The organism is Microbulbifer maximicatervae (SeqCode), assembly GCF_052467505.1.
Genome location: NZ_CP174313.1, coordinates 4,539,235 through 4,558,973 on the forward strand (window position 1 = coordinate 4,539,235; position 19,739 = coordinate 4,558,973).

Annotated in this window: 18 protein-coding genes; 12 read left to right on the forward strand and 6 right to left on the reverse strand. The window is 47.6% G+C overall.

Features of this window, described 5'->3' with window-relative positions:
* Window positions 1–43 precede the first annotated feature (43 nt).
* Window positions 44–958 carry a LysR family transcriptional regulator gene (locus ACJJIN_RS20055; protein WP_444895921.1) on the reverse strand — a complete coding sequence of 305 codons (915 nt, stop codon included), beginning with the start codon at window positions 956–958 and terminating at the stop codon, window positions 44–46.
* 117 nt (window positions 959–1,075) lie between these two features.
* Here ACJJIN_RS20055 and ACJJIN_RS20060 point away from each other — a divergent pair, with 117 nt between their 5' ends.
* Both ACJJIN_RS20060 and ACJJIN_RS20065 read left to right on the forward strand, forming a co-directional pair.
* Window positions 1,076–1,798, forward strand: coding sequence for an SDR family oxidoreductase (locus tag ACJJIN_RS20060; RefSeq protein ID WP_444895922.1), 723 nt, complete (start codon window positions 1,076–1,078; stop codon window positions 1,796–1,798).
* A gap of 131 nt (window positions 1,799–1,929) precedes the next feature.
* On the forward strand, window positions 1,930–2,460 hold the full coding sequence (locus ACJJIN_RS20065; RefSeq protein WP_444895923.1) for a hypothetical protein: 531 nt from the start codon (window positions 1,930–1,932) through the stop codon (window positions 2,458–2,460).
* 67 nt (window positions 2,461–2,527) lie between these two features.
* Here ACJJIN_RS20065 and mmsB read toward each other — a convergent pair whose 3' ends face one another.
* The gene (mmsB, locus tag ACJJIN_RS20070; RefSeq protein WP_444895924.1) at window positions 2,528–3,421 is read right to left on the reverse strand and encodes a 3-hydroxyisobutyrate dehydrogenase; all 894 of its coding nucleotides are present in this window, start codon (window positions 3,419–3,421) and stop codon (window positions 2,528–2,530) included.
* An 18-nt stretch (window positions 3,422–3,439) separates the two neighbouring features.
* Window positions 3,440–4,951, reverse strand: a complete 1,512-nt coding sequence (locus tag ACJJIN_RS20075; protein ID WP_444895925.1) for a CoA-acylating methylmalonate-semialdehyde dehydrogenase — start codon at window positions 4,949–4,951, stop codon at window positions 3,440–3,442.
* Between the two features lie 317 nt (window positions 4,952–5,268).
* Here ACJJIN_RS20075 and ACJJIN_RS20080 point away from each other — a divergent pair, with 317 nt between their 5' ends.
* Together ACJJIN_RS20080 and ACJJIN_RS20085 are read left to right on the forward strand one after the other, a co-directional pair.
* Window positions 5,269–6,321: a hypothetical protein gene (locus ACJJIN_RS20080; RefSeq protein WP_444895926.1), complete on the forward strand. Its 1,053-nt coding sequence runs from the start codon at window positions 5,269–5,271 to the stop codon at window positions 6,319–6,321.
* 175 nt (window positions 6,322–6,496) lie between these two features.
* A complete protein-coding gene (locus ACJJIN_RS20085) occupies window positions 6,497–6,721 on the forward strand; it encodes a DUF7661 family protein (protein ID WP_444895927.1) in 225 nt (74 codons plus the stop codon).
* Between the two features lie 211 nt (window positions 6,722–6,932).
* Here the strand turns inward: ACJJIN_RS20085 and ACJJIN_RS20090 are convergent, their stop codons facing one another.
* Window positions 6,933–7,535, reverse strand: a complete 603-nt coding sequence (locus tag ACJJIN_RS20090; RefSeq protein WP_282931039.1) for a GNAT family N-acetyltransferase — start codon at window positions 7,533–7,535, stop codon at window positions 6,933–6,935.
* 461 nt (window positions 7,536–7,996) lie between these two features.
* Here ACJJIN_RS20090 and ACJJIN_RS20095 point away from each other — a divergent pair, with 461 nt between their 5' ends.
* Complete coding sequence (locus tag ACJJIN_RS20095) at window positions 7,997–9,478, forward strand: DEAD/DEAH box helicase (RefSeq protein ID WP_444895928.1); 1,482 nt, start codon at window positions 7,997–7,999, stop codon at window positions 9,476–9,478.
* A gap of 126 nt (window positions 9,479–9,604) precedes the next feature.
* On the opposite strand, the gene ACJJIN_RS20100 is transcribed toward ACJJIN_RS20095, so the two are convergent.
* Window positions 9,605–10,906 carry a M20 family metallopeptidase gene (locus tag ACJJIN_RS20100; RefSeq protein WP_444895929.1) on the reverse strand — a complete coding sequence of 434 codons (1,302 nt, stop codon included), beginning with the start codon at window positions 10,904–10,906 and terminating at the stop codon, window positions 9,605–9,607.
* 853 nt (window positions 10,907–11,759) lie between these two features.
* Between ACJJIN_RS20100 and ACJJIN_RS20105 the strand changes: the two genes are divergently transcribed.
* Genes ACJJIN_RS20105 through ACJJIN_RS20115 form a run of 3 tightly spaced genes read left to right on the forward strand, consistent with a single transcriptional unit; the run spans window position 11,760 to window position 16,109 of the window.
* On the forward strand, window positions 11,760–14,117 hold the full coding sequence (locus tag ACJJIN_RS20105) for an efflux RND transporter permease subunit (protein WP_444895930.1): 2,358 nt from the start codon (window positions 11,760–11,762) through the stop codon (window positions 14,115–14,117).
* On the forward strand, window positions 14,098–14,913 hold the full coding sequence (locus tag ACJJIN_RS20110; RefSeq protein ID WP_108734700.1) for an outer membrane lipoprotein-sorting protein: 816 nt from the start codon (window positions 14,098–14,100) through the stop codon (window positions 14,911–14,913). Before ACJJIN_RS20105 ends, ACJJIN_RS20110 begins: the two co-directional genes overlap by 20 nt.
* A gap of 11 nt (window positions 14,914–14,924) precedes the next feature.
* Window positions 14,925–16,109 (forward strand): hypothetical protein, encoded by a 1,185-nt coding sequence (locus ACJJIN_RS20115; RefSeq protein WP_444895931.1) that lies wholly within the window; start codon window positions 14,925–14,927, stop codon window positions 16,107–16,109.
* A gap of 69 nt (window positions 16,110–16,178) precedes the next feature.
* Here ACJJIN_RS20115 and ACJJIN_RS20120 read toward each other — a convergent pair whose 3' ends face one another.
* Window positions 16,179–16,772 (reverse strand): TetR/AcrR family transcriptional regulator, encoded by a 594-nt coding sequence (locus ACJJIN_RS20120; RefSeq protein WP_444895932.1) that lies wholly within the window; start codon window positions 16,770–16,772, stop codon window positions 16,179–16,181.
* 352 nt (window positions 16,773–17,124) lie between these two features.
* Here ACJJIN_RS20120 and ACJJIN_RS20125 point away from each other — a divergent pair, with 352 nt between their 5' ends.
* The 4 genes from ACJJIN_RS20125 to glk all read left to right on the forward strand — a co-directional run bounded on the left by ACJJIN_RS20125 (window position 17,125) and on the right by glk (window position 19,585).
* Entirely contained in the window at window positions 17,125–17,421 is a 297-nt protein-coding gene (locus tag ACJJIN_RS20125; RefSeq protein WP_413663518.1) for a hypothetical protein, read from the forward strand.
* 60 nt (window positions 17,422–17,481) lie between these two features.
* Window positions 17,482–17,793 (forward strand): cupin domain-containing protein, encoded by a 312-nt coding sequence (locus ACJJIN_RS20130; protein ID WP_413663517.1) that lies wholly within the window; start codon window positions 17,482–17,484, stop codon window positions 17,791–17,793.
* Window positions 17,794–18,122: 329 nt separating this feature from the next.
* Window positions 18,123–18,431, forward strand: a complete 309-nt coding sequence (locus tag ACJJIN_RS20135) for a DUF1272 domain-containing protein (protein ID WP_413663516.1) — start codon at window positions 18,123–18,125, stop codon at window positions 18,429–18,431.
* Between the two features lie 191 nt (window positions 18,432–18,622).
* A complete protein-coding gene (gene glk / locus ACJJIN_RS20140) occupies window positions 18,623–19,585 on the forward strand; it encodes a glucokinase (RefSeq protein ID WP_282931051.1) in 963 nt (320 codons plus the stop codon).
* Window positions 19,586–19,739: the final 154 nt, after the last annotated feature.

A 19,739-nucleotide genomic window follows, 5' to 3' on the forward strand; every position in this document is an offset into this window, starting at 1 on the left:
GCTAGTCACATAGACAAATTGTTCATGTCTATTTGAGATACTATTATTCAATAGGGCTAACGGCTAAAGCCTGTAAATAAATATCCGCAAAACCCTCCTTTAGCCACTGCATCAAATTGCGCACCCTTAATAATTGGTGGCGTAGGGGCGGGCATACCATGGAGAGCTCGGTAGACTCAGACCAGCCGGGCAGAATTTCAACCAGGCGTCCACTGGAAATATCTGCCTGGACATAGATATCTGCCAGCCGAGTAATTCCAAGTCCCTCAATTGCAGCGCGGTGCATTACCCTTCCGCTAATCAATTTAGTGCTATTTTCAACTTGCAAAACCTGTTGGTTCTTACCTCGTGTCAGCAGCCATTGATCCACACTGCCAGAAATTAGCGGTACAGATACTAAGTCAGCAGGTTTTTCTATTGGCCCATATTCTTGAAGGAACTTTGGGCTGGCAACGTATCGGGTTTTGATAGTGTGAAGTTTACGCACGATCAGTGAGGAGTCCGGCAAACTACCCATACGAATAACCAAATCGTACTGGTCTTGAATCAAGTCTACTCGGGTGCTGGAAAAGTCCAGATGAACTCTAACTCCTGGATTGGCCTGCTGAAACTTGATCACCAGTGGAGCAATCAAGCTCTCCCCGATAACGCCACCAACAGCGTTGATGCGGATGTTTCCCTCCAGTCCTCCCTTTGATTCACTGGCCCACTCGGCGGCTGAATCCAACTGCTGCATCGCTTGCTTGCAACGCAAATAGTAACCCTCACCAATCTCGGTAAGACGCAGTTGTCTTGTCGTGCGGTAGAGAAGCTGTATATCCAGGGTTGTTTCCAGCTCTGTGACCAGTTGGCTCAAATTGGCCTTGGAAAAGCCGCTGTCCCGCGCTGCAGCGGTGAAGCTTCCGGCATCGGCGACCTGAATAAATGCACGAATAGCGCGCCATGAGATATTGTTCATAAAAACCAAACAATGTTTTCCGATTGGTTGGGCTAATCATATTAGTCGGAATTCCTATACTGGGTCTACTTAAACAAAACTATCCGCCGGGATAACTCATTGAAGGAGAGAGAGCCCATGTCCAAACCACTCGTTGTTATTACTGGAGCCAGTTCAGGTATTGGTGCTGCCATTGCCCAACATATGTCTGCTGCCGGGCATCCTCTATTATTGTTGGCAAGGCGTGTGGACAAACTGGAAGCTTTAAATCTGCCAAATACTCTTTGCAGGAAAGTGGATGTGACTGATATGGCAGCCTTGCGCGAGGCAATTCGTGAGGCTGAGACTCAGTTTGGTCCGGTTGACTGTCTGATTAACAATGCCGGCAAAATGTTACTGGGCAATATTGAAACCCAGAACCCCGATGAGTGGCGGAAAATGTTCGATGTGAATGTATTGGCCTTGCTTAACGGTATGCAGGCAGTTTTGGAGGATATGAAAACTCGCCATTCCGGGACCATTATCAATATCAGTTCTATTGCTGGAGTAAAAACATTTATCAATCATGCTGCGTACTGTGGTACCAAATATGCTGTCTCTGCTATTGGTGAAACCGTGCGCGAGGAAGTGGCGCCTACCGGGGTACGTGTAATGACCATATGCCCCGGCGCGGTGGAAACAGAGCTGCTAAGCCACACTACCTCAGCAGAAATTATTGAGGCCTATCAACAATGGAAAGAATCCATTGGTGGTGCAATTAATGCAGAGGATATTGCTCGCACAGCAATGTTCATGTACTCCCAGCCCCAGCATGTAAATATTCGAGAGGTTCAAATTGCAGCAACAGGGCAGGGACAGTAATTCTGATTTTGTACCGCGCAAACACTAATCGTTTTTCCAAGCAATATTTCTTTTGCTAATATTCCCAACTTAAGCCAGCTAACTGGAGCTGGCTTAGGCTGGAATGGATAGTAAAGGATATGGAGATATCAGTGCGAAGAACGATTTTAATTGCCGGCCTGATTTTATGTTCCTCTGCGTTTGCACAGCAAAATACAGATGAGCAAGAGAGTGGCGTAGCGGAAACGGCAAAATCAGTGATGTCTAACATCGTCAGCTTTGGTAAAAACCTGATGGATGGTGCCAGTGAAGGTGTGGTTGATGGACGTAAAACAGGGCAGAGTACTGATGGTGCTGTACTTATCAATACGCTGGAAGATCTCAATAAGTATCTGGAAACCGACGTCATCGCAGTGACCGCCCATGCAGAGAGTGGTTGCTATGTTGAAGTTGGTTTTAAAAATCAAAATGACTTCCCCGTGCGGTTAATCGACCTGGATAGCTCCGAGGCAGTGATCCTTATTGACCAGGATGGCTATGCAACCAACTTGTTTAGGGGCAAAGGAAACCCTGAAGAACTCACGATTCCCAGTAATGCTGGACGCAAACAAAAGTTCTACTTTGCTATAGAGTGGGATCAAGTGCGTGAAATCCGAATTCTCGGTAAAGTCATGCAACCATAGCCAGTAACTGGTGCTGGAGAGAAGTGGAGCTGCGGCTGGGGTTGTGGATACCCAGCCTGCTACGCGGCTAATCCACTTCTTGAAATAGCTTTTGAATAGATGAGAAGTCCAAATCACTACCTCCGCGCAAATTGAGAATTCCATAGAGATTGCGCGCCATTGAGCCGAGAGGCGTATAGCTCTTACTCTGAGTGGCGGCTTCCTGAGCCAATCCCAGGTCCTTACACATAAGTCTTACCATAAAACCACCGCTATAGTTTTTACTCGCTGGAACTTCGGGCATTACTCCGGGATAGGGATTGTAATTTTGTAGGGACCAGTTGGCTCCTGAACTCTTTAACATAATGTCGGAGAGCACATTGGGGTCGAGTCCATTATCTACCCCCATTTGTAGGGCTTCAGCGGTACCAATCATATGAATAGCCAGCAGCATATTGTTACAAATCTTTGCTGTTTGGCCAGATCCCGCTGCTCCGGCATAGAAAATATTGCTACCCATTGGCTCTAGAACTTCCCGGGCCCTGTCGACATCACCGGCCTCTCCCCCACACATAAAACTTAGAGTTCCTTTGCTAGCACCCGCCACTCCCCCGGATACTGGGGCTTCAATGGCTTGCAGGCCTTTGATTCTGGCTTCACGAATAAGGCGCTTAGAACTGTTGGAAGAAATAGTGGAGCAATCGATAATCAAACAGTCGCGAGAAATACTGTCGAGTAGTTTGTCGGTATCAATATACAGGCACTCAACCGCCGCGCTATTAGGCAGCATGCTTACCACAAAATCTGCTTCCTCGACGGACTCTTGGGGAGAGGAACACTTTTTGATACCGCTTTCTACAGCGGTATCCAGTATTTCAGTGACCGGGTCAAACCCTTTAACTTCAAAGCCCGCCTTGACCAGGTTGGTGGCCATAGGAAGTCCCATATGGCCCAACCCTAAAAATGCGACTGTTTTAGTCATGCTGCTCTCCGGTTAACATTATTTGAGCTGTATGGTTAAGTTGGTGTGCTCTGCATGCTCTATATCACTGTCAAACCAGCGTGCCGTAACAGTTTTGGTTTCGGTATAAAACCGTACAGCTTGTTTTCCATAAGCGTGTTGATCGCCATAAAAAGACGCTCGCCAGCCGGTAAAGCTAAAGAAAGGTAATGGCACTGGAATAGGCACATTAATACCGACTTGCCCCACTAATATTTCGTGTTGGAACTTACGTGCGGCGGCGCCACTAGCGGTAAATATTGAGGTGCCATTGCCATAGGGGCAGTTATTGATTAATTGGATTGCTTCTTCCAGGGAGTCGACATTTACCAGGCAAAGCACGGGACCAAAAATCTCGTCGGTATAGATCGACATGTCCGAGGTAACATCGGCAAATAGGGTGGGACCAACCCAGTTCCCATTGGGAAACCCTTCGACAGTAATTTCAGAGCCATCTAATACACAGCGGGCGCCTTCCTTTTTGCCCTGGGCAATATACCCAAGCACCCTCGCACGAGCAGCGGGTGATATTAGTGGACCGAAGCCCGCTTGCGTATCCTTCCAATGACCGGGCTTGATAGCTGACATAGCGTCTTTAATGTCGTCTACCCATTGTTGTGTCTCCCCAACAAGTACAGCGACGGAAATCGCCATGCAGCGTTGCCCGGCAGCTCCGATGGATGATCCAACAATATTATTAATAGCCGCAGCCTTATTGGCATCGGGCATCACGACCATATGGTTTTTGGCACCGGCAAAAGCTTGAACTCGTTTTAGGTGCTGGGTACCCGTCTGGTAAATATGCCGCCCCACGGGGACTGAACCAACGAATGAAATGGCCTGAATGCCGGGATGCGTTAGAAGAAAATCCACCTGTTCCCTGCCGCCATGTACTACCTGTAAAACACCTGCAGGAGCCCCAGCTTCAGCAAATAATTCGGCCAGTTTGCAAGGCGTGACAGGGTCCTGTTCAGAAGGTTTCAGAATAAAAGTATTCCCACAGGCAATCGCCATTGGAAACATCCACAGTGGAATCATTGCGGGGAAATTAAATGGTGTGATCCCCGCACAAACTCCAATAGGTTGTAGATAGGAGTAACAGTCGATGGTGTTGGCAACATTCTCTACGGTTTCACCCATCATTAGTGAAGCGATATTGGCTGCATGCTCAACAACCTCAATACCGCGCCAGACGTCCCCTTTGGCATCCTCAAAAGTTTTACCTGTTTCCTCGCTGAGGATTTCAGCCAGCAGCTCCTGATTTTCTTTCAGAAGCGCCTGATACCTCAACATAATCCGTGCCCTTGCGGTAACCGGCGTATTTCGCCATTGGTCAAATGTTTCTTTGGCGGAAATTACTGCATTTTCCAGTTCAGTCGGGGTAGACAATGGTGCCTGTGTAATAACATCGCCGGTAGCGGGGTTGGTTACATCCAGCCGCTCAGTACTTTTGGACTGAATCCACTCACCACCAATCAATATTGGCAACTTGGAAGGAATATTCTTATTCATGTTAATTAAAGCGCCGAGAGGAGGGAATTTTATCCAACAGTTTAGGTGTTTATTCGCGATTAAAGAGGAATATCACGCTGCTTTTATGACTATCCACTTTTATTGAGTGGAAGGTTGATTGACCAAAAAATTAAAATAAATGTATTTGATTATCTTTGTAGAATAGATCGCAAATAATTAATATCCATAAGAAATGAAAAAATAATTTTGCACTGTACGGCTAGTATCTTGTGGCTGGCAATTCGGCTTTGGATTAATGTCCAGCTTAAACGTTGTTGTCGTAATGTAACTAGTGAAGAATAAAAGAGGATTATTCAATGTATTTTATGATAAAAAGAATACTGATTGTAATCGGATTAATGATATCTCCCATATTTGTTGGTGCTACCACTCTAAGTGACTTAAGTGCACATGAGCCTAGCTCTGATGAAACCTGGGCTGAGCAATGGTTCTATAACATTGCAATTCCCGATGTGGGATATTTCAAAGTTAGCTTACAAACCTATATTGCACCTGACTTTGCAGTTGCCAAGCCTAAAGCCTATATCCATTTAGCTTTTTCTTCAGAGACCGGAGCTACCACGAAGTATGATCTCTTTTTTGATGAAGTGATTTTGAAGCACCCTGAAGGTATTGATGAGTTCTATTATGAAGTCCCGGGAGTAGTTGTGGCCGATGAGCAGGGTGTACAGATCTTACACCCAGATTTCCTGTTTAATATGGAGTGGGCTGGTGAACACCACCATTACTGGCATGGGTTAAACCCCGGTCAAACCCCTTTTGGATTTATTCCTGAGATACCTGGGGTAGGAGGAAAGTGGTTCCTATATACGGTCGGTACCCCAGTCAATTACAGTTATTTTGATGGTTCTATGTCTCTAGCCGGTGCTGGCTATGCGCAATTGGATAAGGGCTGGTATGACAAAGAATCCAGTGCCGGTATGATCTATTCAATGGGGCTAACAGATGACCTCTACTATATGATTACCGGAGCTAAACTGGGTGACTCAGAGATTGAAATGTGGGCGGGGCGATATGTTTCTGAAGAGTATGACCTGATTTTTTTACCGGCTTTTAATGGTTTCTCTGTTAAGCGGGAAGCAGATGCTTGTTCTGGTTATCTACAAGTTGAACTTAACAAAATTTCATACAAGTTAGTTGTCGAAGCAAAGGCAGAAATTGCCAGCTTTTATCCACTGGAGTTTCCCTCTGTAATTATTTTTGGTGGTGAGCAGAGTTATATGAAATCCATGCAGGCAGATGTCAACTTCTATCTGTATCAATTTGGACAGTTGAAGGAGCAAGTTCAAATGCCTCAGGCCTTACTCGAATTTAGTGGGCCATTGGCGTGTGATGATTTTTTTGACTAAAGAAGAGTGGTATAAAAGAAGAACTTATTGGATTTGCAGGAGTTAAATTAACACCTGCAAATACTTTATTGTATCTGATGGAGAGCGTATTGTATCCATGCAAAGAAAATAGGTTTTTGAAATTTGTGTGAGCAATTGCAAAGCTTTGAGGCATTTTAGTTGTACATAGTTCTTTATGAAAAAGCTTAAATTCAATGTTTTTGGTAGAGAAGTCTTGATCGAAAGGCAGTCGAATAGCTGGGCCACATTCTATCAGGGCAATGAAGGTAAGCGTCGCAGTGCCGGGATATCAATACCTTCGGGAATTAGTGAGAAAGATTTAGCCCAATACTTGGCAGATATCTGCCATGAATGGGCAAGTGAGCGATTCCCTGCTGTGGAGCGTATAAATACAAAATAAGTATATGGAAATTTGGCGGACGGTGGTGATCCAACTTTTCTTGAGGTCGTATTATAAAAGACCAATAACTGTAAGAAATTTGAGGTCGCCAAGGCTGTATTAGGAAAACGATGTACAGTTAAGTAGAAAATAGGTGAAGCAAGTACCAAGGGCACCTGCTTCATATAGATAAATAAATATAAATATGGACTTAAATTCCTAAATTACTCACTTACTCCAAATTTATTCGGGAAACTTCCTCTTTGTGACTAAAGCCATTAGTCTCAAGATTAGTTTTCAATTCTAGTGTATAGGTGAGCAGGGTATAGTCTTTGGCATCGGCTTTACAGGTAAAGCCCATGGATTTTGCGAAACTGTCCACTCGTCTATTTTGTGCTGACTCAATCGAATAGATTCGTTCAAGCCCCTGATCCTGAGCGCAGTTGATGAGTCGCTTTAACATTAAGCGTCCCAAACCTAACCCCTGCCAGTCATCGCTCACCACAACGGCACACTCACAAGCGCGTCCGTCAACGTCAAGTGCGTAGTGTGCTATAGCAACAGCTCTTTGTGCTCTGTCACTACTGCAGAGTGCAATAAAAGCTTCATGTACATGGTGGTCGTTATCTGTGAGTAACTCCAATAGCTTTTGGCTGGCTTTACAGCTTCCGCCAATAAAGCGATCGCGGCGAGTTTCTGGAGACAACTGTTCAATTAGTTCTTTCTCAAGCTGGCCATCACTGCGACAGATGGGGCGTATTGAGACTTTGCGTCCATTGCCGAGGGTGATCAGCTCAACTTGGTGTTCAGTATTCACACTGTTGTTGGGTGACATAACGGTTCCTATCCTGGCTGCTTTGAGCAGCTTTGTTTTACAAGTTCGCAACGGGATGGGGTACCTCAAAGATAGACGCTCGCGCTGCGAACGTGAAACTATGTTACGGTCCTGAAGACGACCTCCCCAACAACTGCTCTGTATAAACCTATAAAGGAAAGGAGTTTGGCTGGGTGAAACTATACAGTCAGCCTTTGTGTGGTATAGTACCGCCGCTGATTTTTCTCAGCTGCGTCATTTGTAGGCCGGTGATCCGCCGGTAGCCCCTCCGGAACTTTTCAAAAATTCTTCCAGGAAATTTCTACTGAATGCCGCGCGCCGGTTACGAGGACTGGCGATTAGACGGCTGTACACGCTGGGAGCAATACAGGCTCCCGATGTCGACTCCGATTTCTCTCTTCATTCCCTCAGGGGGAGTGAGTGTGTTTGATTGCGCCTGCGGCGCAGTTCGAGGTTTTTTTATGTTGTTTGAAGATCTGGGCCTTGCCCAGGAGATTGCCCGTGCCGTTGCAGAGCAGGGATACACTGCGCCTACGCCAATCCAGGCACAAGCTATTCCAGCGGTAATGAAGGGCAGCGATATTATGGCCGCAGCCCAAACTGGTACCGGTAAGACGGCTGGCTTCACTTTGCCGCTGTTGCATCGTCTTAGCCAGGGGGAGCGCGCTAGAAAAGGGCAAGTACGCGCACTGGTGCTCACTCCAACCCGTGAATTGGCGGCTCAGGTTTTCGATAATGTGCAGGGGTACAGCCAGTACCTGCCTATGCGCCATGCGGTGGTGTTTGGTGGTGTGAAGATCAACCCCCAGATTTCTCGTCTGCGAGGCGGAGCGGATATTTTGGTAGCTACCCCTGGGCGCTTGCTGGATCTGCACAATCAAGGGGCAATTCGCTTCGATCGCTTAGAAGCCCTGGTACTTGATGAAGCAGACCGCATGCTGGATATGGGCTTCATTCACGATATCAAACGAGTATTGAGGATTTTACCGGCTAAGCGTCAGAACCTTCTATTCTCCGCAACTTTTTCACCAGATATTCGTCAGCTGGCGAAAGGCTTGGTAAAAGACCCGCTGGAAATTGATGTCAGTCCACGCAACTCCACTACTAAATCGGTGCGACAGAAACTCCATCCTGTGGATAAGGCTCGAAAAACGAAACTGCTTAGTCATTTGATTAGGGAGAATAACTGGCACCAAGCCTTGGTCTTTAGTCGAACTAAACATGGTGCCAACAGGCTGGTGAAGCAGCTCGAAGGTGACGGCATCCTGGCAGCAGCCATTCATGGTAATAAAAGTCAAAATGCACGAACTCGTGCCCTGGCGGACTTTAAGGCTGGCAAGGTTCAGATTCTTGTGGCGACTGATATCGCGGCCCGAGGCATCGACATTGACCAACTGCCCCAGGTAGTAAATTTTGATTTGCCCAATGTACCTGAGGACTATGTCCACCGTATTGGCCGCACAGGGCGTGCGGGCGCTCAGGGACAAGCGGTATCTCTTGTTAGCGCTGATGAGATTAAGCAGCTTCGCGATATTGAGCGCTTGATCGGCAAGCCAATTCCGCGCGAGGAAATCGAAGAGTTTGAGCCAGACCACCAGGTGCCCGCATCTGGAAATCCAAAGCGGGGTGGGTTGCAAAAGCCCGGCTCCAGCAAGCGCCCAGCGGGTAACTCACAGAAGAGTGAAGGGCGGCGTGAAGCGCGCGGCAATAGCGAGGAGCGTCGGGGCAACCGCGGCAATGGACGCGGTAAGCCTGAGGGGCGTGGAAATTCTAGCGGCCGCAGTGGTAACGCCTCTGCGGGTAAAGGTGCTCCAGCCAAGCGCGCGGGCGATAACGGTAAAGGTAAAGGGCGCGGTGCTGAGGCTGGTCGCAGTGATGGACAGAAGCCACAACGAGCTCCGAGACGGCGTCCTACTACTAGAGGGCAATCTGAAAGTGCCTAGTATTTTGCTGGACTCTTAATGCCGATAATAAGGTATTCACCTGCGAAGGTGTTGTAATCTTTAATATCGAGTTTTAAGAGTAACAAGCATCTAAAAAAGAGCCTCAAAATGAGGCTCTTTTTACAATTACTGTTTTTTATAGTTCGCCATATAATCCAAAGTTAACAGGGTCAGCGCTTCAGTACCCTTGCGCAAAGCGCCCTCATCCACATAGAAAAGCGGTGAGTGATTGCTTGGAGCTTGGCTGGCATCCTGATCTCTAGGAGTTACCCCCAGGAAGTAGAAAAAGCCAGGGACCTCATTGGCGTAGTAGGAGAAATCTTCTGCCCCCGTGATTTTGGGTACTTCTACAACATTCTTGTCGCCGACAGCAGATCTCAGAATAGGCAGGGCCATTTCTGTCAGCTCTGCATTATTTATCGTTACCGGATAGCCTTCCAGAATCTCCACATCTGCGCTGGCACCGGAGCTTTCAGCAATTAACTCCGCAGTGGTTTTTAAGCGTTTGAAAATTTCTGCACGGTTATCCATATCAAAATTACGGATGGTGCCATTCAGATAGACACTATCGGGAATGATATTGTTGCGGACACCACCGTCAATACGTCCGAAAGAAACGACTGCGGGCTCTTTGGTGATGTCGATCTGGCGGCTGACAATGGCTTGGGTGCCCATTACGACTTGTGCGGCGGCGACAATAGGGTCCACTCCACCCCAGGGGCGTGAGCCATGGGTTTGGCGGCCATTGATGGTAATACGGAATTCATCGGCAGCGGCCATAAGCGGGCCCGAGCGATAGCCGATGACGCCGGTGGGTAGTGATGAAGTGACATGCTGGCCAAAGGCCACATCCGGCTTGTACTTCTTGAAGATCCCTTCTTTGAGCATCAACTCTGCGCCACCTTCTTCATTGTCCGGTGCGCCTTCTTCTGCGGGCTGGAATATAAACAAGACGTTTCCAGCCAGCTCATCGCGAAGGCCTGCCAGGACCTCGGCAGTGCCCATCAGCATGGCCACATGGGTATCGTGGCCACAGGCATGCATAACGCCAACATCTTTACCTTGGTAAGTGGTTCTCGCTTTGGAAGCGAAGGGCACATCGGTTCTCTCGGTGACTGGCAGAGCGTCCATGTCCGCGCGCAAGGCCACAGTTGGTCCCGGTTTGCCGCCTCTCAAAAAGCCCACAAGGCCGGTATGGGCGATACCTGTTTCAACTTCAAGGCCCAGTGCACGTAAGTGTTTTTCAATATATTTGGCTGTTTCAAATTCGCGATTGCCCAGTTCTGGGTTCTGGTGCAGGTGGCGGCGCCACTCAATCACTTTGGACTCAGTGTTTTCCAGCAATTGCTGAGGCTTAGGATCGCTTGCAAAGGCATGAGTAGCCAGCAACGATGCACCGATTGCGATGGGCAGGAGCAGTTTTTTCACAGCACAATTCCTTCATTCTCATTATCGTCGACCGATTCTACCCCAGATTTTGCGTAACCGACTCCCTCGAGCTGGCTTGCCTTTATATATTTTCAGTTTCCGTTGTTGACATGATGAACCGAACGGTTCAAGATGTTCTGTATAGATTGTGGAAAGAGCTATAACCACAGAACAAGGAGGGCTGCAGGAAGCTCTCAAGGTTTTCACGAGACTGGGTGACATAGAAAGTGATACTAATTGGTCATAGGTTGGGCAAGCTGTTTTACTGCTGTTTTAGTGGGCACAATAGAATGCCCAGAAGTAGCTACGGGGTCCAAGGCTATTGGTATTGCTGACCAATCACTTTGGGCCTTAATACGTGATTAAAGTAATGATTGGAAACAATTAGAGATGTTTAACTTGTCGAGCCCTCTAATTATTTCTTAGAGGATAATTAACGGGTTAATTTATAGTGACAATAATAGGCAGGTTACTAATATATCTGTATGTCTCAGGCATATATAAATAATTATTATATTTATTGTTAGATTTACAACACTGTAAATTAGGTATTCTCTTTACTCGGTGGCTCTCTCGTGGTCGCCCCTGTGTTGGGGAAAGGTAAGCTTTGCCTGATAGTTCGCTACCATTAATTACAAAGAAGTGGTTCTTATAGCGCCAAAAGCGATAACTTTTTATTGATGTCTCGGCCATATTTACGGTTTGGCTGATGGCATTAGTGTGCCTTTTTATCAAATTTTGTAGCTGATCTTATATTGGCTATTACGAGATGCTGTGACCGTAAGTAAATACCCATTTGCTTAGGTTGTTGATTAATTATTTTTCTATCAAGTTGTTTGAAGGAGCTGATTTCATGTCATCCCCCCAATTACCTTCGAATTGGGTCAGCCGTTATGCGGATTGGCTTATTCGATATCGATGGCTGGTAGCCATTGGCGCACTACTGTTAGCCTTCTTTGCGGTAAGCGGAGCAAGATTCCTGGGTTTCAACAATGATTACCGGGCATTCTTTAGTGAAGCTAATCCTCAACTACAAGCTTATGAGCAAATTCAGCGCACTTACACCAAGAATGACAATATTCTGTTTGCGGTAGTGCCAAAAGATGGCAATGCCTTTTCCAATGATGCCCTGGCAGCCGTAGAGGAGATGACCGAGAAATCCTGGTTGTTACCCTATGCGCTGCGGGTGGATTCAATTACTAACTTCCAGCACACCATTGCCGAGGAAGATGACCTCCTGGTACAGGACTTGGTGGAAAATGCCAGCAGTTTAGATGCAGAAACCTTGGCTTCTATCAAGGCTGTAGCGCTGGCAGATCCCACTTTGAAGGAGCGCCTGGTAAATAGTGATGGCTCCGTTACAGGGATAAATATCACCTTCCAGCTTCCACAAAAATCCATGCATGAAACCCCTGAAGCGGCTGAAGCTGCACAGGCATTGATGGAAGAGATTGAGGCAAAATACGATGTAGAGGTTTATGCGACCGGTATTATTTTACTGAGTAATGCATTTTTTGAAGCCTCTCAGTCAGATATGAGCACCTTAGTTCCGCTCATGTACCTTGTGATTATTGCAGTTGTATTTTTGTTGGTGCGGAGCTTCAGTGCGACTTTTGCAGCGCTGTTGGTTATCGTCTTCTCCATGGCCGCAGGAATGGGTTTGGCCGGTTTTATAGGTGTTAAATTGACACCGCCCTCCGCTTCTGCGCCCACCATTATTATGACTCTCGCAGTGGCGGATTCGATACATATATTGGTGAGCCTGTTTGCTGCAATGCGCCGTGGACTCAGCAAGCACGATGCAATTAAAGAGAGCTTGCAGCTCAACATGGGGCCTGTGTTCTTAACTTCGATCACTACCGCCATTGGCTTCCTGTCGATGAACTTTTCCGATGCGCCTCCTTTCCACGATCTGGGTAATATTACCGCGATGGGTGTGATGGTGGCTTTCTTCTTATCGGTTACCTTACTGCCTGCATTGATGGCGATACTTCCAGCCAAGAGTCGCGCCAGTGAGTCCAAAATTGGACGCTCCATGGATACTCTGGGAGATTTTGTGATTCGCCGTCAGCGCCCGATATTACTCGTGGGAGTCATTGTCTCGTTGGGATTACTGGCAATGATTCCAAACAATGAGATTAATGATGACTTTGTTGGTTACTTTGATGAATCTGTGGAGTTCCGAACCGATTCAGATTATATCAATGATAACCTCTCTGGTATTTACCAGCTGATTTACTCGATCGAATCCGGTGACAACAATGGTGTCAGCAATCCGGAATTTCTTGCCAATCTGGAGCGTTTCACTGAGTGGATGCAGGCCCAGCCCGGGGTGCGCCATGTCAATACCATTGGCGATACTTTCAAGCGCTTGAACAAAAATCTGCATGCTGACGATTCGTCCTACTACAGGTTGCCCGAAGACCAGGAATTGGCAGCCCAGTATTTATTACTGTACGAGCTGTCTCTCCCCTATGGCTTGGATTTAAATAATCAGCTGAATGTGGCTAAGTCGTCAACGCAGATTATTGTAACTCTCGATAATCTCAAGTCGAAAGAACTCAAAGCGGTAGCTGATGCCGGCAGTAATTGGCTGGAGAAAAACATTGGTGTAACTGCCTATGGTGTAGGTCCGGCGATCATGTTTGCCAATATTGCCGAGCGCAATATGGAGGGCATGTTGGTGGGCACTCTGGTTGCGTTGGTGTTAATTTCTGCACTGATTGGTATTGCCCTGCGCAGTGTCAAACTCGGTTTCTTAAGCTTAATTCCCAACTTGTTGCCGGCCGGCCTGGCATTTGGCCTCTGGGGTGCACTGGTAGCTGAAGTCAATGTGGCTGTCACTATGGTGACCGGTATGGCACTGGGTATTGTGGTAGATGACACAGTGCACTTCCTCAGTAAATACCTGCGCCAGCGCCGTGCAGGCTATAACGTGGAGGACGGACTGCGTTACGCCTTCTCTTCAGTGGGTGTAGCGATAGTTGTGACCTCAGTCATTCTGATTGCCGGATTTATGGTGTTGGCCCAGTCCTCCTTCGGTATGAATTCTTCCATGGCACTTCTGACTGCAATTTGCATTTTGATGGCCTTGCTGGCGGATTTCCTACTTCTTCCGATTCTCTTGATGAAGCTCGATGCCAAGGCGTACGACCCCGCTATTACCCCTATTGAAAATAAGGAGCAAAACTATGCAACCCAGCCGCTCTAAAAAACAGTTTTTGACACGGGCCCTAGCAGGTGCCCTGGCTCTGGCAGCTTTCTCTGTTTCTGCCAGTGAACTGGATCTGGCCGCAGAAAAAGGTCTGGAAATTGCCAAGGAGGCGGACCGCCGCGACTTGGGATTCGGCGATCTCAGCAACAGCCTTACAATGACCCTGCGCAATAAATATGGTGAGGAGAGTGTGCGGGCTATGCGCACCAAAACTCTGGAGCAGGAAAATGACGGAGATAAATCCCTGGTGATTTTTGACAACCCTCGGGATGTAAAGGGCACAGCATTTTTGTCCTTTACTCATAAAGTGGGCTCCGATGACCAGTGGCTCTATTTGCCTGCTTTAAAGCGAGTAAAGCGTATTTCCTCCAGTAACAAGTCTGGACCATTTATGGGTAGTGAATTCTCCTATGAAGATATCGCCTCACAGGAGGTGGAGAAATACACCTATAAATATTTGCGCAACGAGTCTTTCGATGGCCGCGATCACTTTGTTCTGGAGTTGGACCCGGTTGATCCTAAATCCGGTTATTCCATTCAACACCTTTGGGTTGATACAGAGGAGTACCGCGCATGGAGAACCGACTATTATGACCGAAAAGGGGACCTGATGAAGACCCTCACGATTTCCGACTACAACCAGTACGGCGATCAATACTGGCGAGCCAATAAAATGGAAATGGTTAATCACCAGACTGGTAAATCCACGGAGTTGTTGTACGGCGACTGGGTATTTGGCAATGGTTTTACCGATCGCGACTTCACCAAAAATAGTCTCTCCAGGGCGAAATAGGGATTGCGCCCATGGCTAACCGAAAAATACTCACTTTGTTGCCACTACTGGCGGCGTTGAGTCATATGGCTGGAGCAAATGAGTTGAGCGGTTATGCGGGCCTGGAGGCCCGCGCATTCACCGCAGACCCTTTGGATTCAGCACAAAGTGATGCTGGTCTTTCTGCGTCTTTAAATCTCGAGTACTACCGGGATTTTGACGATGGAAACCAGCGTGTTGTGGCCAGTGTCTTTGGGCGCTGGGACAGTGAGGATAGCGATCGCAATCACGCGGATCTCGGTGAGCTTTACTGGTGGAAAGCTTACGATAGTTTCGAGCTTTACGCCGGGGTGCGCAAAGTATTTTGGGGAGTTACTGAAACCGTGCACTTGGTGGATGTGATTAACCAGGATGATGCACTGGAAAATATCGATGGTGAAGACAAGCTTGGCCAACCCATGATTAACCTCCTGATGGAGCGTGATTGGGGAACACTGGAGGTGTACGGTTTACTGGGTTTTCGCGAGCGTCAGTTTGCTGGCCGGGAAGGGCGATTGCGTACTCCGCTGCCGGTGGATGAGGATGCTGCGGTCTATCAATCTGACCGGGAGGAGAAGCACATAGATTGGGCCTTGCGTTACAGCCATGTGCTTGGAGATTGGGACCTGGGCCTCAGCCATTTTTCCGGCACTAATCGGGATCCATTATTATTGCTTACGGAAGATGGCTTGCTTGCGCCTTACTATGCACAGATCGATCAGACGGGTGTGGACATCCAAACTACCCGTGGAGATTGGTTGTGGAAGTTTGAAGCTATTTCATTTAAACCTCGCGGTGAAGATCGACAGACAGCAGCTGTCGGCGGTTTCGAATATACATTTTATGGTATTGGCGAAACGGTCTCAGATCTTGGGGTATTAATGGAGTATCAATTTGATGATCGTACCGGACCTTGGTCTACGGCCAGTCAAAATGACATTGCGATAGGTGCGCGATACGCCCTAAATAATACCCAGGATACGGAGCTTTTATTTGCCGTAAGTACCGATTTGGATAACGGTAGTCGTTTTTCCAATCTGGAACTGACCCACCGACTAAATGACCGCTGGTTAATAGAAGCAGAGGCGCGTTTTTTCGGTAATGCCGATGAAGAAGACCCTACCTACAATTTGCGCAACGACGACTATTTTCAGTTGGAATTACGTCGCTATTTTTAAAAGTTAATTCTCACAGGAATACCCCCATTCCCACCCCAAAGAGGCAAGAAGTTTTGGGGTGGGCTTTTTTTAGGGAAGTGTATACTGGTCCAGAATTGTGGATAGCTGTTGGTAACTGTTTTTGCCTGCTATGGTACTGCCCGTGCCTTTATTCAGGGCCACTACGCCTCGGCTTACCGCCATAACCATCGCGGCGAGGGCGGCACAATCGACACCGGCTTGCAATTGGCCATCGTCAATAGCCTTCTGCATACGGGTTTCGATCCGGTTCAGCATATCATTGGTACCCTTTGCTACCAGATCAGCGAGAAATCCTTCACTGGCACCCACCTCCATTGCTGCCATAGTAGCGATACAGCCTTCAGGAGTTTCAGAGCTCTCCATACCAGACTGAAGCATTTCCAGGAAGCCGCCCATGGCTGTGCGGAAGTCCGGGTGATTCAAGGTATCCATAGCATCGCAGGCGTATTGGGTGTGGAAATGTTCCAGACAGCGGCCATACAACCCTTCCTTGCTTTGGAAGGTGTTGTAGATACTGGATTTATTCAGTCCCATGGCCGATTCAAGATCCGACAAGGAAGTTGCTTTGTAGCCTTTTTCCCAGAAAACGCGCATGGCCTTGTCTAGTACTTGTGACTCATCGAACTGCTTGCGCCCACTCATTTATCGTTACCAAACCTCAAAAAAATGATAGTGACACATCAATCTGGGGTGGGCAAGACGAGAGGGGGAGAGTCTCGAAATTATAGGGGTAAATAGGTTTTGGCATGAATAATCCAGCGGATTTGCCGCTTCATGAATAGGTGGTCAGCTTATTTTGTACAAAGGCCTGGTGCTGACTAATGGGCCCCTTTTAACTGGTTACTCAAAGCCTCTGCTGTAAGTGACCAGCTCGTCTTAACCTTTGATTGTTGTTGCCCCGAGGTGGAGTCAGGGCTACCTGCTTGTGGTTCCTAAAAATAGATATTTAACTTATGATTTCGGCCGCGAATGAATAAAGAAGGAATAGGAAATTATGGGTATTTTTGATAAAGCCAAGGAACTCGGTGAAAGGGTCAATGAGTCCGTAACCGCTTTTAGCAGTGATGAAGTAATAGCCAATACCGTTATCAAAGCGGTTGAGAAGCAGGAGAAGGTGAATGCCATTCTCAAAGCCAGGGGATGCAATTATCGTGTTGCGGACATCGATCTGGGGATGGGAATTCCACCAACGGTGACTTTTGGGGTGAGGCGAGTTGATGAGCTGGCAGAAAAAAAGGCTGATGAAAATGGTGTCATGACTTCACCTGCGCCTGAAGAATCCGCCTTATAGTTACCGACTCTCTAAATGATGGTTCCGGAAATTTTATAAAGCGATATTGGAATAAACATTATGAAAATAGTGCGTAGCAGAGATTTTACCGGTAGTAAGCCCTGGGAATCGCAACTTATCGCAAATATGAACGGGATTACCACTAAACTGCATTGGACTAATAAACCTTATATTTGGCATATCAATGATGGCCAGGAAGTCTTCGCTGTTCTCGATGGTCATGTAGAAATGTTTTACAAAGTGGCAGGTAGAACCGAATCGGAACTTCTTGAACCTGGTGATATATTCCACGCTTCTGAGGGCACGGAACATGTAGCTCATCCTGTTGGTGAGGCTCGCATTCTGGTTGTGGAATCTGAGGGAAGTGTCTAAGTTGGTTTTCCTTTCTTAGAAATTAATTAATGTGGTTATCTTATCAAGAGATAGTCATCAATTTGATGGCTTGGATAAGCATTTTGCAATGTTGATTTTGTAACAGTTGAGCATGTCGGAATTTGTCGATTTACTGTCATTTTAATACCACTATTGGATAGAGTAAGTCGTTAATATAAAAAGCTATTTAATCTTCCATATATAAAGCTTATACAGGTTTTATGTAGTTATTTTCTGTTGGGATAACTTCCTTTGTGTAGGGAGGTTGAGCGAGAAATTAAGACTAATAAACTTCAAAAAATTATTTAGCGAACAAGGAGGGAACTGGGATGCTGGAGTTAAGGCCGAACTGTGAGAATTGCGATAAAGATCTACCGCCAAACTCGGAAGAGGCGATGATATGTACTTACGAATGTACTTTCTGCCAGCCCTGCGTCGAGACATTTCTCAGTAACGTCTGCCCTAACTGTGGCGGTAATTTTTGCCCCCGCCCCATTCGGCCCCAGGTTGCACGGCGTAGCGGTGTGGGTATTAGCTATCAACCGGCCTCACAGAAGCGAGTCAATACTCGATTTAGTAAAGATGAAATCTGCTCGTTTACCGATAGCGTGAAAAATATCCCCCCCGCTGATCGCTAAAATAAAGTGACTGAAAGTTGCAGTTTGGTTTTCTGTTGCGAGGTTTACCGAGCTTATCTGGGTCATGCATGGGGTCATGCGGTTTCTTTATAGGGTGAGTTGTCCTCTGTAGTAAGCTTTGGGGCTGGCAATATTTTGTCTGACGCCTTAAGTTATATCGCCTTTTTTAGGGGGAAGTTAGAAGGATAACTATGACGAGTATCGTAGCGGATATCGGTGGGACCAACGCCCGATTTGCCATCGCCAAGCCTGTAGCAGAGGGTTACCAGCTGGAAGAACTCAAAGTCGTTGATTGCCAACGCTTCGAGGGATTTGATGCAGCACTACAGCACTGGCTTGATGGGTTAAACCAGCCGCGCCCGGAAAAGGCGTGTATTGCAGCAGCCGGTCCGCTGGAGATGACTCCAACAGGTGGAAAGGTTTATATGACCAATCTGGGCTGGACTATTGACGCCGGGGAGCTGGCGCAAGAGTTTAGCTTTCCCCACCTAGAGCTGATTAATGATTTTGCCGCCTTGGCTCAGTCTCTGCCCCGTCTGGCCGAATCAGATTACCAGGTACTGCGCGATACTCCCCGGCAGGCAGGTGCCCCTATGGCGGTGCTCGGTCCCGGAACCGGCCTCGGTGTTGCCGGACTGGCTGAAGCCGATGGCCGATACCATGTGCTGGCGGGAGAGGGCGGGCATGCCAACCTGACAGTCTCCACTGAGCGTGAATTGCAGTTGCTGCAAATCCTGATGAAAACCCAGTTACCCGTTTTCAACGAATGGGTTTTGTCGGGCAATGGGTTGGTTAATCTCTATCGCGCAGTTTGCGAGCTGAACGGAGAGATCGCTGAGGACCTGACGCCCCCCGATATCAGTGCCCGAGGCCTTGAAGGTTCAGATCCGCTGTGCCGTGAAGCTCTGATAGATTTCCTCAATTTCCTCGGCAGTGCGGCCGGGGATGCGGCCTTGTATATGGGCGCCCGTGGCGGGGTATTTTTGGGGGGTGGTATACTGCCCAGGATCGCTGAACTGCTACCTGAGAGCGAGTTTGAGCAGCGTTTCCTGACGAAAGGGCGTGTCGCTCAATGGATGGAGGCCGTTCCGGTATACGCGTTGAATGCGGGTTATCAGGCTCTGATTGGCGCTGCAGTACAGCTTGAGGGGTAATTGCCCGCTACTTTTGTTGGGTTATGGCCTGACAAACGTGTATTAAATTACACCTGTGATTGATCTCACACTTTTTCCCGTCTCCTCCCCCCTCGGGGGAGGATGTTATGGATTAGGGGCCGCCCTAGGATGCAGGGTCTCAACATAACGATAA